Annotated in this window: 10 protein-coding genes and 1 pseudogene; 9 read left to right on the top strand and 2 right to left on the bottom strand. The window is 70.1% G+C overall.

Annotated features, from left to right (window positions below; translation table 11 throughout):
- Nucleotides 1–147: 147 nt before the first annotated feature.
- The 5 genes and pseudogenes from ACFYO0_RS23115 to ACFYO0_RS23095 all read left to right on the top strand — a co-directional run bounded on the left by ACFYO0_RS23115 (nucleotide 148) and on the right by ACFYO0_RS23095 (nucleotide 8318).
- Complete coding sequence (locus ACFYO0_RS23115; RefSeq protein ID WP_388678996.1) at nucleotides 148–2850, top strand: protein kinase; 2703 nt, start codon at nucleotides 148–150, stop codon at nucleotides 2848–2850.
- A 210-nt stretch (nucleotides 2851–3060) separates the two neighbouring features.
- Nucleotides 3061–4734 (top strand): protein kinase, encoded by a 1674-nt coding sequence (locus tag ACFYO0_RS23110; protein ID WP_388679471.1) that lies wholly within the window; start codon nucleotides 3061–3063, stop codon nucleotides 4732–4734.
- A gap of 106 nt (nucleotides 4735–4840) precedes the next feature.
- On the top strand, nucleotides 4841–5233 hold the full coding sequence (locus ACFYO0_RS23105) for a hypothetical protein (RefSeq protein WP_388678993.1): 393 nt from the start codon (nucleotides 4841–4843) through the stop codon (nucleotides 5231–5233).
- Between the two features lie 97 nt (nucleotides 5234–5330).
- Nucleotides 5331–6506, top strand: a pseudogene (locus ACFYO0_RS23100) (serine/threonine-protein kinase); the annotation flags it as partial.
- Between the two features lie 132 nt (nucleotides 6507–6638).
- Nucleotides 6639–8318 (top strand): serine/threonine-protein kinase, encoded by a 1680-nt coding sequence (locus ACFYO0_RS23095; RefSeq protein ID WP_388678991.1) that lies wholly within the window; start codon nucleotides 6639–6641, stop codon nucleotides 8316–8318.
- On the opposite strand, the gene ACFYO0_RS23090 is transcribed toward ACFYO0_RS23095, so the two are convergent.
- Together ACFYO0_RS23090 and ACFYO0_RS23085 are read right to left on the bottom strand one after the other, a co-directional pair.
- Nucleotides 8234–8500 carry a DUF397 domain-containing protein gene (locus tag ACFYO0_RS23090; RefSeq protein WP_388678989.1) on the bottom strand — a complete coding sequence of 89 codons (267 nt, stop codon included), beginning with the start codon at nucleotides 8498–8500 and terminating at the stop codon, nucleotides 8234–8236. The two genes, ACFYO0_RS23095 and ACFYO0_RS23090, sit on opposite strands and share 85 nt — an antisense overlap.
- A gap of 11 nt (nucleotides 8501–8511) precedes the next feature.
- The gene (locus ACFYO0_RS23085; protein ID WP_388678986.1) at nucleotides 8512–9366 is read right to left on the bottom strand and encodes a helix-turn-helix domain-containing protein; all 855 of its coding nucleotides are present in this window, start codon (nucleotides 9364–9366) and stop codon (nucleotides 8512–8514) included.
- Nucleotides 9367–9607: 241 nt separating this feature from the next.
- On the opposite strand from ACFYO0_RS23085, the gene ACFYO0_RS23080 reads away from it, so the two are divergent.
- The 4 genes from ACFYO0_RS23080 to ACFYO0_RS23065 all read left to right on the top strand — a co-directional run bounded on the left by ACFYO0_RS23080 (nucleotide 9608) and on the right by ACFYO0_RS23065 (nucleotide 14457).
- Nucleotides 9608–10090, top strand: coding sequence for an ATP-binding protein (locus tag ACFYO0_RS23080; protein WP_388678983.1), 483 nt, complete (start codon nucleotides 9608–9610; stop codon nucleotides 10088–10090).
- A 92-nt stretch (nucleotides 10091–10182) separates the two neighbouring features.
- The gene (locus ACFYO0_RS23075) at nucleotides 10183–10803 is read left to right on the top strand and encodes a Uma2 family endonuclease (RefSeq protein ID WP_388679468.1); all 621 of its coding nucleotides are present in this window, start codon (nucleotides 10183–10185) and stop codon (nucleotides 10801–10803) included.
- Between the two features lie 146 nt (nucleotides 10804–10949).
- Complete coding sequence (locus ACFYO0_RS23070) at nucleotides 10950–12563, top strand: succinic semialdehyde dehydrogenase (protein WP_388678980.1); 1614 nt, start codon at nucleotides 10950–10952, stop codon at nucleotides 12561–12563.
- Between the two features lie 109 nt (nucleotides 12564–12672).
- Nucleotides 12673–14457: a GMC family oxidoreductase N-terminal domain-containing protein gene (locus ACFYO0_RS23065; RefSeq protein ID WP_388678977.1), complete on the top strand. Its 1785-nt coding sequence runs from the start codon at nucleotides 12673–12675 to the stop codon at nucleotides 14455–14457.
- The last annotated feature ends 21 nt before the right edge of the window (nucleotides 14458–14478 follow it).

Genomic DNA, 14478 nt, shown 5'->3' with positions numbered 1-14478 from the left:
GGGAGTCTTGAGATCTCGCATCCCCTCACTGCGAGTTGCCTCCGGCACGTATCGTGAGTGGTTGCGGACCGTACGCAGCCGGATATGCGGTCACAACGGGACGTGTGACGAACGGATTTGACCGACCGGGTGGCCGGGGGAGGCATCGTGGACGACTATGCGGGACGGGTCCTCGCCGACCGCTACCGCCTGCCGCTGCCGCCCTCGGACGAGTACGAATTCGCCGAGAGCCGGGCCTTCGACACCTACAGCGGGCAGGAAGTGCTGGTCAGGCAGGTGCCGTTGCCCGAGGTCGTCGAGGCGGAGGTGATCGACGCCGACGGCCTACCCGACGGGTTCGTGGCGCGGGACGGCGGGGCGCGGCGGTCGGCCGCGCGGCCCACCCGGCGGCCCACCGAGCCCGCCGTGCGCCGGGCGATCGAGGCCGCTCAGGCGGCGGCGCAGATACCCGACCACCCCCGGCTCGACCAGGTCTTCGACGTGTTCGCCGAGGGCGGGTCGATGTGGATAGTGAGCGAGTTGGTGCCCGCCCGTCCGCTGGCGGCGCTGCTCGCGGACCGCCCGCTGACTCCGTATCGGGCCGCCGAGGTCGCCGCCGATGTGCTGACCGCGTTGCGGGTGCTGCATGCGCACGGCTGGGTGCACCGGAACATCACGGTGCGTACGGTGCTGGTCTGCGACGACGGCCGGGTGATGCTCACGGGACTCGCGGCAGGTGCGGCCGAGGAGGCACTGTGCGGGTACGACCCGGTGCCGGTTGCGGAGGGTGAGGGCGGCGGAGAGCCCGAGGGGGCCGATTCCGGTTCCGCTTCCGGAACGGCCGCCGGTTCGCCGGGTCCGCACGGACCACCCGGTCAGCCCGGTCCGTCGGGTGGCCCCGGTCCCTACGGCTCGCCCGCTGTGCCCCATACACGAGTCCCTGGTGACGACCGGTCCGCCGTAGAGGCGGCGCCCGGTGGTCATGGAGCCGTGGCACCCGTTGCACAGCCGCCGGTCGCGGGGCGGCGGGCGTTGGAGCCGAGCAATGACGTACGGGCGGCCCGGGCCGGAGCCATCGCGGCCTATCGCGCCGGTGCGCGGGCAGCCGCGCGGGTGCACGAGGAGCAGCGGGAAGGACAGCACGGACAGCACACAGCGTTGCCCGCCCCGCGGCCCCGTCCCGCCGAGAGTGACACCGAGGCCGGGCAGACCTCCGCGTACGGCGTGGAGCACACTGCGCCGCCCGGCCAGATCGCCGACCCGTACGGAGTGGGCGGGTCGAACCCCTGGCATGGCGCCGCTCCCCGGGCCGGTGCCCCCGCGCTGCCCGGCAACGACCAGGGCCGGCCCGCGCTCCCGGGCCAGGCGAACGAAGCCGGAACGGGCATAGCGGGCAACGGATTTGGCGCTTCGGGCACAGGAACCGACGTACCGGGGAACGGAGCCGCCCCCGAGGCAAGCGGCGTACCCACCCGGTCCCCCGACTACCGCACCAACCCACACGCCCCAGTCCCTCACGCCCCTGACCAGCACACTTCCTCCGGGCCCACCCGCTGGACCCACCTCGTCCCGGAACGCACGCCCCACCGTGGCCCCACCACCGCCCTCGCCGCCGAGCGTGCACGCCAGGCCCGTATGGCGGTCGTGGGACCGGTCACCGAGCGGTGGGCGCCCGAGCAGGCCGGGCCGGTGCACGAGAACTGGCAGTTGGCGGCGCCGATCGGGCCCGCGACCGACCTGTGGGCGCTGGGCGCGCTGCTCTTCCGGGCCGTGCAGGGGCATGCGCCGTATCCGGAGGAGAACACCGCCGAGCTCGTGCAGCTGGTGTGTGCGGAGCCGCCCGCGTTCGCGGAGGAGTGCGGGCCGCTGAGGCCGGTCGTGGAGTCGCTGCTGCGTCAGGACCCCACCGAGCGGCTGGACTTCGAGGAGCTGCGCGGCTGGCTGCGTTCGCTCGTACGGTCGGCGCCCGAGCCGGAGGCGGGGACGTATGTAGTGGCGGCGCCGCCGGTGGATGCCACGCGCCTGCCCGTCGTACGCCGCCGGGGCGAGCTCGTCCGCAAGCGTCGTGCAGGGCTGCCCGACCGGCATGCCCGTCACAAGCGGCAGGAGAAGGAGCCGAAGCCGCGCCGTCTCGGCCGCACCCTGCTGGTGCTGATCCTGCTGGCGCTGGCCGCGGCCGTGGCATACGCCCTCGTCTTCATGCCCAAGGCCGAGCCGGACGCGAGCGGGCAGACCGGTGCCGCCGGGGGCGCCGCGCCCGCACCCGAGGCCTCGTCCGACACCGGCCCGAACCCCGGCACGGACGGGAACGCGGGCACGGATCCGCAGCCCGACGAGACCCCGAGCGCGACGCCGAGCAAGGAGAACAGCCCCAGCCAGTCGTCCAGTTCCGGCACGCAGACCACCGGCCCCGACCTCCCGCAGGGTTTCACGCTGCGTAAGGACTCCGAGGGTTTCAGTGTCGCGGTCGCGCGCGGCTGGGACCGGACGCCCAAGAACGGAAGCGGGCAGGTCGTCTACTCCCAGGGCAACTTCGAGCTGCTGATCGTGCCCGGACGCGACACCGCCAGTCGGTACGGCGACGATCCGATGGCCTATCAGCGCGAGGAGGAGCGCGAGTTGCAGCCGTTCCGCGACTCGACCTGGGCCACGTCCAGCGGGATGCGGCGGATCGACGTCGGCGGACGGACCATGGCCGAGGGCCAGTTCACCTGGCAGGACGCCGAAGGACGCGAGATCTACGTACGCAATCTCGCGATCCTCGTCGACGGCCGTTACCACGTGGTGCAGTTGCGCGGCCCGGAGGCCGAGCGGGACGAGGTGTCACGGCTGTACGAGCAGGCGTCGGCCACCTATCAGGTGACCGGTTGACGGCGGAACGCCCGAGCCGGATCGTCCCACCGAGTGCGCCGCCGAGTGCCCCACCAGCGCCGCGGTTACCGGCAGTTCCCGCAGGTCCCTCTATTACGCACAGGGCACGACCGTCACAGTGCGGTACCGAGTGTCCGCGCGGGTTCCCCTGTTCGATGGCCGGTCCCTAGTCTGAGCCTGTCAAGAACATTGCGGGGAAACGTGAATCAGATGCAGGGCGTGCTCCTCTCGGGCCGCTACCGGCTCGTCGACTCCATCGGGAGCGGTGGCATGGGCCGGGTATGGCGCGCGCATGACGAGGTGCTGAACCGTGCCGTCGCCATCAAGGAGCTGACGGCCGCGCTGTACGTGTCCGAGAGCGATCAGGCCGTACTGCTCGCTCGTACCCGGGCCGAGGCGCGTGCGGCCGCGCGTATCAACCACTCGGCCGTCGTCACGGTGCACGACGTGCTGGAGCACGATGGCCGGCCGTGGATCGTGATGGAACTGGTCGAGGGTCACTCGCTCGCGGACGCGGTCAAGGATTCGGAGCGCGTCGAGCCCCGGGAGGCGGCACGGATCGGGCTGTGGGTGCTGCGTGCGCTGCGGGCCGCGCACTCGGCAGGCGTACTGCATCGCGACATCAAGCCCGGCAACGTACTTCTCTCCCGGGACGGCCGTGTCCTGCTCACCGACTTCGGGATCGCGCAGATGGAGGGGGATACGACGATCACGCGGACCGGCGAGATCGTCGGCTCGGTCGACTATCTCGCGCCCGAGCGCATTCGAGGCCATGACCCCGGCCCCTCATCCGACTTGTGGGCACTGGGCGCCACGCTCTACACGGCGGTCGAGGGCCGGTCGCCGTTCCGGCGGACCACGCCGCTGACCACCATGCAGGCGGTGGTCGACGAGGAACCGGGCGAGCCGGAGCACGCGGGCCCGCTCGCGCCTGTGATCACGGCGCTGCTGCAGAAGGATCCGGCCACCCGGCCCGACGCGGCCGAGGCGGAGCAGATGCTGGCCGAGGTGGCGGAGGGACGGCGGCCGCACGCGGCGCAGGTGTACGTGCCGACTCAGCACGCCGTTCGGCACGAGCCGGAGGCGCGCGTGGGGCCCGCGCCCATGGGAGCGGAGACGGCCACGGGCACGCGGTATCCGCCGATGACGGGTCCGACGCGGGGCGGAGCGCAGTACGACACCGCGGAGACCGGGACGGACACGAGTAGGGGCAACGCTCTCGTACGGTCACCCAAGCGCCGTCGGCTGCGAACGCTCGCCCTGGTCGTGGCGCTCGCGGCGATCGTCGGCGGGGGTGTCGCGGTCGCGTTGCAGCAGTTCGGCAGGGGCAGCCACAGCGACCCCGCCTCCGCCACGCCGAGCCCGAGCACCAGTGCCACGCCGACCGAGGAGGGGGGCCAGGGGGCGGTTCCCGCCAGTTGGGAGCAGTACGACGACCCGGCGGGCTTCAGCGTCCATCTGCCCAGGGGCTGGAAACGGTCCGTCTCCATCGAGCTCCAGGACGGCCTCCAGCAGATCGACTACTCGCCCGACAAGGGCAAGCACCTCGTCCGTATCGCCGTGGACACCTCGCCGGACTTCAGCAGCGCGTACGACCACCAGCGCGACCTGGACCAGCAGGTTTCCCAGCGCCTTGTGGCCTACAAGCAGCTGAGCCTGAAGAAGGAGATCTTCCGCGACCTGCCGAGCTCCCGCTGGGAGTACACGTGGACCGCGCTGGCGAAGGACCCGCCGTACGCCCCGGGGCCTCGCCGCGCGATCGACGTGGGGTACATCGCGCGGGACGGCGTCGAGTACGCCATCTACATGTCCGCACCGGTCAAGGACTGGGCCACCACGCGCAAGCAGTTCACCTGGGTCCTCCAGAGCTGGAGGGAGGGCTAGGGCCGGTCCGGTCGGAGGGGCGCCGACATGATCAGTATAATCTCGCCGAACGTGATGTGAACATGCCGGAAAGGTCCGGCCGTTCATCGTGCAACGGGAGGCTCTCATGCTGAAGCGCATGGCTCGGATCGCGGCTGTGCCCGCGACTGTGGTGCTGGGACTGGCGGCCAGCACCGGACCGGCGTACGCCGGCACCAACACGGAGGCGTACCTGGTCACGGGCGGGTACACCGTGGGCAGCGTGCACTGGACCGCCAACGGTGACTTCCTGCTGGTGTGCGACCAGCGGAAGAACGGTGAGTCGGTCTGGGGCGGTGTGGAGCACTACGAGACGGGCGCCGTCTTCGACAGCCTGTACAACAACGCCGGCTCGGGCTCGTGCCTGGGCTTGACGGTCAACCTGGTGGAGGGCACGTACATCAAGCTCAAGGTGTGCAGCGCCTACGGCGGCAAGGTCAACTGGGACGACTGCGAGTACTCCCCGCGAGGCCGAGCCTGAGCTCCCGGACGTGTGCCGCCAACCCCCGTGGGTCGGCGGCACACTTGGCCGGTCAGTGCCGCGGAAGGCAGGGGTCCGGCGGGGCATGATGGGGCGCATGGGGACCGAGGCGGAAAACCTCCGTGTCATCGCGGGTCGTTACCGGCTTGAGGGCTCGGTCGGCCGGGGCGGCATGGGTGTCGTATGGCGGGCCACGGACCTGCTGCTCGGCCGGCAGGTCGCGGTCAAGGAGCTCGCCGTCGACCCGTCGCTCCCGGCGGAGGAGTCCCGCTCGCAGCGCGAGCGCACGTTGCGGGAGGCGCGGGCCGTCGCGCAGCTCGAGCATCCGAACATCATCGTGGTGCACGACGTGGTCGAGGACGACGAACGCCCGTACATGGTCATGGAGTTGATCGAGGGCAGTTCGCTCGCCGACCGGATCTCCGCGCACGGGCCCGTAGACGCGGCCGAGGCCGCGCGGATGGGCATCGCCCTGCTCGGCGCGCTGCGCAGGGCACACGGCGCGGGCGTTCTGCACCGTGACCTGAAACCCGCGAACGTCCTCGTCTCCGAGGAGGGCCGCGTCGTGCTCACCGACTTCGGGATCGCCCAGGTCGCGGGCGCGACGACGCTCACCGAGAACGGTTCGTTCGTCGGCTCCCCCGAGTACACCGCGCCCGAGCGCATGTCCGGGTCCAGGACAGGACCCGAATCCGACCTGTGGTCGCTCGGCGCACTGCTGTGCACGGCGCTGAGCGGCGAATCGCCGTTCCACCGCGACTCGTTGGGCGGCATTCTGCACGCTGTGGTTGCCGCCGATATCCATCCGCCGGGCGAGGCCGCGCCGATCCTTCCCGTCGTACGAGGGCTCCTGGAACGCGATCCCGACCGGCGCCTCGGTTCGGCGGAGGCGGAGCGGATGCTGCGGGCGTTTCTCGACACAGGCCGTACGCCACCGGTGCCGCCCGCGCCCGCGACGCCGACACGGCGGGACGTACCGGAACGGCAGCCGGTGACCGCGCCGCCCCGCATCCCCTCGCCCACGCGGCCGGCGAGGCTGTCGCCCCGGAGCGCGCTGATCGCGGCCGCGCTGGTCGCCGCGATGGCGGGGGCGGGTGTGTCAGCCGCCGCGCTGCTGATGAGAGGGGGCGGGGACAACGACCGTACGCCGTCGCCCACGAGCTCGGCGCCCGAGACGAGCCCCGGTACGAGTCCGCCGACGAGCCCCACGCCCTCGGGGACCGTCACGCGCTCGCCGACGTCCATCGCGGACACGGCTCCGTCGCCGGACCGGCCGCCCAGGATCCCGTAGCCGGTCGCCCAGGGCCCCGTAAAAGGAACATAAGGAACGTCGTGCGTCACGGGTGTGTGACCGGTGGGCGCCAGGGGTGGAAGCCAGCCACCTGGCGCGATAGAGATGGGCCCTATGAGCAGCAACGGGGGAGCCCCTTACGGGTCGAACGAGCCAACCAGTTTCGGTCTGCAACCGCCGCAGCCGGGTGTGCCCGGACAGCGGCCCGGCGCACCGCAGCCCGCCGGCGTCCCGTATCCGGGCAACCCGTACGCGGCGCCCACCCAGGTCGTGCCCCAGCAACAGGCGCCGCAGGAGCCCGGAACCGGACGCCTGATCGCCGGCCGTTACCGGCTGCTGGGAAAGCTCGGCCATGGCGGCATGGGTACTGTGTGGCGGGCCAAGGACGAGACGGTGGACCGTGAGGTCGCCGTCAAAGAACCCCGTGTTCCGGACCATCTTCCCGAACGCGAACGTGCCAACGTCTTCGAGCGCATGCGTCGTGAGGCGCGCGCCGCAGCCCGGCTCGATCACCCGGCTGTCGTGAATGTGCACGATGTCGCAGTGGTGGACGACCGGCCGTGGATCGTGATGGAACTCGTGCCGGGACGCTCGCTCGGCGCCGCGCTGCAGGAGGGCACGCTCGGGGTGCGCGAGGCGGCGAAGATCGGCCTCGACGTCCTCGGCGCGCTGGAGGCCGCGCACGCCGCGGGCATCCTGCACCGCGACGTCAAGCCCGACAACGTCCTGCTCGGCCCGCACGACCGCGTCGTCCTCACCGACTTCGGCATCGCCCAGATCGAGGGCGAGACCAACCTGACGGACACCGGCGGCTTCGTCGGCTCACCCGAATTCATCGCGCCCGAGCGGGTGTTGGGGCAGCGGCCGGGCCCTGCCTCCGACCTGTGGTCGCTGGGCGTCGTCCTGTACGCGGCCACGGAGGGCATCTCGCCCTTCCGCCGCACCAACACGCCGGCCACACTCCAGTCCGTCCTCAACGCCACGCCGGCCGCACCGAACGCGGCCAAGGGCCCGCTCGCCGACGCCATCAACGCGCTCCTGAACAAGGACCCGGCCCGCCGCCCGAACGCCGCCCAGGTCCGCCAACTCCTGGAGAAGGCCGCCCAGCCGCCCCAGGAGACCAAGGTCGTCCAACTCGCCTCCCCTGGCGGCAAGTCGATACGCATCGGCCGCAAAGGGTGGATCGGGATCGCCACGGGGCTCGTCGTGGCGACGGCGGTCACCGCGTTCCTGGCGATGGGCAATCCGTTCGCGGGGCCATTGCCGGACGGCTGGGAGAAGCACAAGGAGAAGGAGGTCGCGGCGACGCTGGCCGTGCCCCCGGACTACGTGCGAGGCGCACCCGACAGCGAGACGGACAAGGGGCGCTGGGTCTCCTACACGGACCCGAGCTACGCCATCTCGGTCGGTCTGACCCTGTACAAGAAGTCCGAGGACAGTCTCAACGAGATCGCGGGCACGGCCAGTTCCGAGGCCTACCAGGACGCCGACGCCATGGAGAAGACGGACGACAGCTCGTTCTCCGAGATGGCGGATTCACCCGCGCCCAAGGCCGACACCATCGAGACGTCGTACAAGGAAGGCAAGGCGGCGGAGAACGTCGTCACCTACGTCGACGACCGGACGGACCCCGACACGCCCCGGCCGCGCGAGGCCCGGATCTTCTACTACAAAACCAAGTCAGGCGACCTGTACAAGCTGTGGATCGACTATCCCGGCAAGGGCGACTTCACCGAACGTGGTCGGGAGGTCGCGAAGGCGGCGATCGAGAACCTGGACATCGACAAGTTGTGAGCTTCGGGCTGGCGTAGTGCGGTTATCAGGGCGTGGAGTTGGCGGGGGCCGGTGGTGAGAACGGTGTCCGGGGTGTCGCTCTCGCGGAGGAGGATCGTTCCGGCGGGGGCGGTGGTCGCCACGTACAGGCAGGCGGAGGCCTCCTGGCTGTACGTGGACTTCTGCCAGCGAGGTTCGGGCACGGCGGGCTCCTTCAGAGGTCTCGGGCGAGTTGGGCGATGAAGTCGCGGGACTTGGCCTGGGGGAGTGCAGCTTGTTGCATGCGGTCCAGGACCAGGTTGTAGCGCTCCAATGGGGCTGGGGAATCGATGAGTTCGGCGCCGTGGTCGGTGTCGAGCTGGACGGTGTCCAGTTGGTGGACCGGGCCGTGGAAGTAGTCGATGCCCTGGCCGGAGGTGTGGAACGGGCCGCTGTCGAAGGGGATGACGGCGATGGTGACGTGGTCGAGTTCGCCCACCTCGTTGAGGTGGTCGAGCTGAGCTCTGACCATCGTGCGGTCGCCGAAGCGCATACGCAGAGCGGCTTCGTGAATGATCGCCGCGTACGGCGGGGGCTGTTCGCGGTGCAGGATCGCCTGGCGCTTGATGCGGTGCGACACACGGTGCTCGACCTCGTGTGGCTTCAGTGGGGGCACGGTGTGGCTGAACAGGGCGCGTGCATGGTCCGTGGTCTGCAGCAGCCCGGGGATGTTGATGACGTGTGCCACGCGTAGGGCGGTGGCGTGGTGTTCAACCTCGGTGAGATCCAGCATGCGAGGCGAAAGGATGTCGCGGTATTCCTCCCACCAGCCGCGTCGACGTTCACCGGTCATCGCCGCCAGAGCCTCGATCAGCGGCTCGTCGGTGCAGTCGTAGTGACGGGCGAGCGTGCGCACGCGCTCGCTGCTGACCCCGTAGCGCCCCGCCTCGATGTTGCTCACGCGTGATTGTGTGGCGCCAACCAGGGCCGCGGCCTGTGTGGCGGACAGGTCCGCACGCTCGCGCAGCCTCCGCAGCTCGATACCCAGTCGCCGGCGTCGGGCGGTGAGGAGGGGGGTTGGTTGCGGCATCAGCTGCGACTTCCCGTTCGTACGTATGGCGCGTGTGTCACCCACACGAAGGTAATAGGGACTACAACCCCTGTGACTCATGGAATGTAGTCCATTAGTCGGTCTACGGTGAGTACCGAACCGCTCAACTGGCCCCGCCGGTAAGCCGGAAGCGCACCGCGTTGCCCGCAGCCACGCGACAAGCCACCGCCCGGCCGGAACCATCGAGCGACCTCAAGTTCCCCTACCGCAGGAGGCGTTCATGGCCACCGTATCCCCGCCGAAGGCCGAAGGGTCCACACCTTGGGCGTACGCCCTCCAGTTGCCGCATGATCCGCTCGCGCCGCGTATCGCTCGAGTCACGCTTCGGGCCGTCCTCGCCGGGCACGGACTGACGCAACTCGTCGACAGTGCTGAGCTGTTGACCTCGGAGCTCGTCACCAACGCCTACCGGCACTCCACCGGCTCCGCGACCCTCCGCCTCCGTGCCCTGGCCGGTGCCCGCCTCCGCGTGAGCGTCTGGGACACCAATCCGTACATCCCGCCGCCCTTCGACCAGCGGCCCGGGCGGCCACGGTGCCCCGTCCGGGTCGATTCCGACGGCGGGCGCGGACTGTTCCTCGTATGCCACTACGCGGACGCGTGGGGCGGTTATCCGCTTCGGGCTGATCCTTTCGGCTGCGGTGGGAAGCTGCTGTGGTGCGAGATCGGGCCGCAGGCCGTCGATTGCGTCGCCGCAGCGTGACGGCGGTGGAAGGGCGGGCGGCAGGCGCTTCCCGGCACTATCGTGGGAAGAGCGACACGCTCTGTAGTCAATGGAGGACTGTGGTGACCATCATGACCGAGCGCCCTGCGGCCATAGAGAGTCCTCCGACCGGAGCCTTCGAGGACATGCTCCGGATCGTCGAGGAGCTGGACACGCCTGAGGGCTACAAGGCCGAACTCATCCGGGGGAAGATCGTCGTGTCGCCGTGGTCGAAGCTGTGCTACAAGCGGGTGATGAAGTCCTTGCGGCTCCAGCTCGAGCCTCATGCGCCGGAGGGGCACGACGTTGATGTGGCGCCGTTTCTCTTCACGTTTCCCGGTTCCGAGCGCGGGTTCGGCCCCGACCTGCATGTCGCCGACGAAGCCGCCTTCGAGGCCGAAGGCCGTCACGCCGACGGTGCGGCGCTCTCCCTCGTCGCCGAGCTGACCTCGGCGTCCACCAAGGACGCCGACTGGCTCGACAAGCTGGACACGTACGGGCGTGTTGTCCCCGTGTACCTGGTGCTCGACATGCAGGTGGGGGAGATCACGGCGTTCTGGGATCCGTCGCCGAAGGGCTATCGGTCACGGACGACGGTGCCCTTCGGTACGTTCTTGCATGTTCCTCCGCCCTTCGACTTCGACCTCGACACCTCGGAGTTCACCGTTGGCTCGGACAAGAAGGATGGGGCAGACAAGGGCGTGCAGGGCTGAGGGCGACGTACGAACGTCACATTGTGCGCCGCGATTGCCCTGATCAGGGCGTTTCCCGCCAGCGGCCACTGGCGCGGTGTGTGCACTCCGTGAAGTCGGTTACCACCGGGTACCAAAAGTCTTCGGGCCGCAATACGCTGCGGCCCATGACGGACTCGCAGGCCCCGGCAAAGACCGGCACGAATCCCCTCGCCCCCGCACCCGCGGGCGCCCGCACGGCCGCCGACGTGGTCACGCCGGAGCTGGTCGCCCAGCTCACCAAGGGCGTGGCCGGCTCGGGGCGTACCGCCAACCACACGCCGTTCACCGGCGAGAAGCTGGCCGATCTGCCCGAGTCCACCCCCGAGGACGTACAGAAGGCGTTCGAGCAGGCCCGCGCGGCCCAGGCGGTCTGGGCGCAGGTGCCCGTACGGCAGCGCGCCGCCGTCCTCCTGCGCTTCCACGACCTGGTGCTGGAGCGTCAGGCCGAAGTCCTCGACCTCATCCAGCTGGAGACCGGCAAGGCCCGGCTGCACGCGCACGAAGAGGTGCAGGCGGTGGCGGTGGCGGCCCGTCACTACGGCCGCAAGGCTTCCTCGTACCTCAGGCCCAAGCGGCACACCGGCGCCGTGCCGACCCTCACCAAGGTCACCGAACTGCGACAGCCGCGCGGCGTCGTCGGGCAGATCGCGCCCTGGAACTACCCCCTGGAGCTGTCGGTCGGCGACGCGCTGCCCGCCTTCGTCGCGGGCAACGCGGTCGTGATGAAGCCCGACACGGAGACCTGCCTGACCGCACTGTGGGCTCGTGACCTGCTGATCGAGGCGGGGCTGCCCATAGAGGTGTTCCAGATCGTCATCGGCGAAGGCCCGGTCGTGGGGCCCGAGGTGGTCAGGCACGCCGACTACGTCTCCTTCACGGGCTCCACCCGCACCGGCCGCGAGGTCGCTCAGAGCGCGGCAGGCCGTTTGGTCGGCGTCTCCCTCGAACTCGGCGGCAAGAACGCCATGCTGGTGCTCGACGACGCCGACATCGACAAGGCCGCGGCGGGTGCCGTGCGCGCCTGCTTCTCCTCCGCGGGGCAACTGTGCATTTCCATCGAGCGGTTGTACGTCCACGAGTCGATCGCCGACGCCTTCGTGGAGCGCTTCTCCGCGCGCACCAAGGCTATGCGGCTCGGTACGTCTCTCGCATACGGCGCCGAGATGGGTTCGCTGGCCGGTGAACGCCAGCTCCAGGCCGTGACCCGGCATGTCGACGAGGCCGTCGCCAAGGGCGCCAAGCTGGTCGCCGGCGGCGTGGCCCGCCCGGACATCGGTCCGTACTTCTTCGAGCCCACCATCCTCGACGGCGTCGAGGCGCCGATGGCCGTCTGCAGCGAGGAGACCTTCGGCCCGGTCGTCTCCATCTACCGCGTCAAGGACGAGGACGAGGCGATCGAGCTCGCCAACTCCACGCCGTACGGCCTCAACGCGTCGGTCTGGACGAAGGACGGCCGCCGCGGCGCCAAGGTCGCCGCCCGGCTGCGTACCGGAACGGTCAACATCAACGAGGGCTACGCCTCCGCGTACGGCAGCGTCCAGTCGCCGATGGGCGGAATGAAGGACTCCGGCCTCGGCCGCCGCCATGGCTCCGAGGGCATCCTCAAGTACACCGAGGCGCAGACGATCGCCCACCAGCGGATCATGCCGATGGCACCGGCGTTCGGGATGGACGACGAGAAGTACGCGCAGTTCATGAGCCGCAGCCTCCGGGTGATGAAGGCACTCCGGTTCAGGTAGGCACTCCGGTTCAGGTGAGTGCGCCCCTTCAGGGGCGCGGGGCGGTGACATTTGCGGCGCCGCCGCGTGGGCGCGAGCAACCACAACGGGTCCCCAGCGAGGAGACAACATGCGGCAGCCAGACGAGTCCTACGACTACGACGTGGTCGTCGTGGGTTCCGGCTTCGGCGGCTCGGTCACCGCCCTGCGCCTGACCGAAAAGGGCTACCGGGTCGGCGTCCTCGAAGCCGGCCGCCGCTTCACCCCCGAGTCGCTGCCCAAGAACTCCTGGGACCTCAAGAACTACCTCTGGGCGCCGAAGCTCGGCATGTACGGCATCCAGCGCATCCATCTCCTCGGCAATGTCATGGTGCTGGCGGGCGCCGGCGTCGGCGGCGGTTCGCTGAACTACGCCAACACCCTCTACGTACCGCCGAAGCCCTTCTTCCAGGACCCGCAGTGGAAGGACATCACGGACTGGCAGGAGGAGTTGAAGCCGTACTACGACCAGGCGCGACGGATGCTCGGCGTACGGCTCAATCCCACGATGACGCCGTCCGACGTCCACCTCAAGGCGGCGGCCGAGCGGATGGGCGTGGGGGACACCTTCCACCTCGCGCCGGTCGGCGTCTTCTTCGGTGACGGCGAGGACACCGACGGGACGGTGAAGGCAAGGCCCGGACAGCAGGTCGCCGACCCCTACTTCGGCGGCGCGGGCCCCGCCCGCAAGGCATGCACCGAGTGCGGGGAGTGCATGACCGGCTGCCGGCACGGCGCCAAGAACTCCCTCGTCGAGAACTACCTGTACCTCGCCGAGAAGGCGGGCGCGGTCGTCCACCCGTTGACGACGGTCGTATCCGTCACCGACGACTCGCAGGACGGGTACGCCGTCGCCACGCTCCCGACCGACCAGAAGCGCAAGGGCGAGGGACGGGTCTTCAGGGCCCGCCGGGTCGTCCTGGCGGCCGGTACGTACGGCACGCAGACCCTGCTGCACCGCATGAAAGCGGGCGGCCAACTCCCGTACCTCTCCGGCAGGCTGGGCGATCTGACCCGTACCAACTCCGAGGCCCTGGTCGGCGCGCAGACGGACAACCGGCGCTATCGCAAGGCCACCGGCGAGGCGAAGGTCGACTTCACCCGCGGGGTCGCGATCACCTCATCGATCCATCCCGACGCGAACACCCACATCGAGCCGGTCCGCTACGGCAAGGGCTCGAACTCGATGGGCGGCCTGTCCATCGTCCAAGTCCCGTACGCCGAAGGGTCGTCGAGAGTCCTCGGCTTTCTGTCCCACGCGGCCCGGCATCCGCTGCTCGTGCTCCGCTCGCTGTCCAACCGCCGCTGGTCGGAGCGGACGATCATCGGGCTCGTCATGCAGTCCCTCGACAACTCCCTGACGACCTATCTGAAGCCGAAGGGTGCGGGCAAGGGGCTGCTGACCGCACGTCAGGGACATGGCTCGCCCAACCCCAAGCAGATCAGGGTGGCTTCGGAGGCGGCGTCGGCGATCGCCGCGGAGATCAACGGTTTCGCGGGCAGCAATGTGGGCGAGCTGATGGGTACGCCGCTGACGGCCCACTTCCTGGGCGGCTGCCCGATCGGCGCGTCCGCCGACGAGGGCGTCATCGACCCGTACCACCGGCTGTACGGGCACCCGGGCATCTCGGTCGTCGACGGCGCCGCGGTCTCCGCGAACCTCGGCGTCAACCCGTCCCTGACCATCACCGCCCAGGCCGAGCGCGCGATGTCGTACTGGCCCAACAAGGGCGAGGCGGACCCGCGTCCGGCGCCGGGAGCCGCGTACGAACGCCTGAAGCCGGTCGAGCCCCGCTCGCCCGTCGTCCCGGCGGACGCCTTCGGCGCGCTGCGGCTGCCGTTCCTGGGGATGCCGGCGGTGCCGCCGAAGAAGTGACGGCAACGAAAGGGAAGCAGT

This window comes from Streptomyces sp. NPDC006365, assembly GCF_042870755.1.
GTDB lineage: Bacteria > Actinomycetota > Actinomycetes > Streptomycetales > Streptomycetaceae > Streptomyces > Streptomyces xiangluensis.
This window is presented reverse-complemented; position numbering and strand designations above follow the sequence as displayed.

Bases quoted from the DNA above. Each gene is read 5' to 3' on its own strand.
- ACFYO0_RS23110 (WP_388679471.1), top strand. From the start codon at position 3,061: ATGCAGGGCGTGCTCCTCTCGGGCCGCTACCGGCTCGTCGACTCCATC.
- ACFYO0_RS23105 (WP_388678993.1), top strand. From the start codon at position 4,841: ATGCTGAAGCGCATGGCTCGGATCGCGGCTGTGCCCGCGACTGTGGTG.
- ACFYO0_RS23095 (WP_388678991.1), top strand. From the start codon at position 6,639: ATGAGCAGCAACGGGGGAGCCCCTTACGGGTCGAACGAGCCAACCAGT.
- ACFYO0_RS23085 (WP_388678986.1), bottom strand. From the start codon at position 9,366: ATGCCGCAACCAACCCCCCTCCTCACCGCCCGACGCCGGCGACTGGGT.
- ACFYO0_RS23080 (WP_388678983.1), top strand. From the start codon at position 9,608: ATGGCCACCGTATCCCCGCCGAAGGCCGAAGGGTCCACACCTTGGGCG.
- ACFYO0_RS23075 (WP_388679468.1), top strand. From the start codon at position 10,183: ATGACCGAGCGCCCTGCGGCCATAGAGAGTCCTCCGACCGGAGCCTTC.
- ACFYO0_RS23070 (WP_388678980.1), top strand. From the start codon at position 10,950: ATGACGGACTCGCAGGCCCCGGCAAAGACCGGCACGAATCCCCTCGCC.
- ACFYO0_RS23065 (WP_388678977.1), top strand. From the start codon at position 12,673: ATGCGGCAGCCAGACGAGTCCTACGACTACGACGTGGTCGTCGTGGGT.